This is a genomic window from Microtetraspora sp. AC03309, assembly GCF_020826795.1.
GTDB lineage: Bacteria > Actinomycetota > Actinomycetes > Streptosporangiales > Streptosporangiaceae > Microtetraspora > Microtetraspora glauca.
In genome coordinates, this window is sequence record NZ_JADDIL010000482.1 from 1 (window position 1) to 472 (window position 472).

At 63.3% G+C, this 472-nt stretch carries 2 protein-coding genes; both read right to left on the minus strand.

What is annotated here, in order from left to right:
- A partial coding sequence (locus IMZ11_RS43950) for a hypothetical protein (protein ID WP_228649672.1) occupies positions 1-221 on the minus strand: 221 nt, incomplete at its 3' end.
- Positions 222-272: 51 nt separating this feature from the next.
- On the minus strand, positions 273-472 hold a 200-nt coding region (locus IMZ11_RS43955; protein WP_228649674.1), incomplete at its 5' end, for a nuclear transport factor 2 family protein.

The following is a 472-nucleotide window of genomic DNA, read 5'->3' on the forward strand; positions in this document are numbered from 1 at the left end:
GTGCCGCTGACTCCGGGCGGGCACAAGCTGTTGCTGTTCGGTGAATTCGGCACCAGGTAGGGGACACAGGTCCCGGTGTAGTTGTCGGGGTCCTCACCGTTCGGACAGGCCGCCAGCACGGTCGACGGAGCAGATACGCCTCCGACAGCGTGTGATGCTGCGACCATGCCCGCGAAGCAGGCGCTGATGAGCAGGTGCCGGGTGGTGATCAGGGCTGTCATGTCGTTCGCTTTCATTCGGATGACCGACCGCAGTCGCTTTGTGAAAGGTGATCAGGGCGTGAGATTCAAGACGGCTTTGCCGTACTCGAGATCCGCAGGTACCGATACGTGATCATGGGTGACGAGCCAGACCCCGTCGACGCACCGCAGGCACGCTGTCCACCGCAGCCACATGTCGATGTCGCGGCCACTGTCCAGGGTGCCGCGGACGTGGTTGAGACTGTGCACGAACGCCAGGTTCCCCTCGGTGG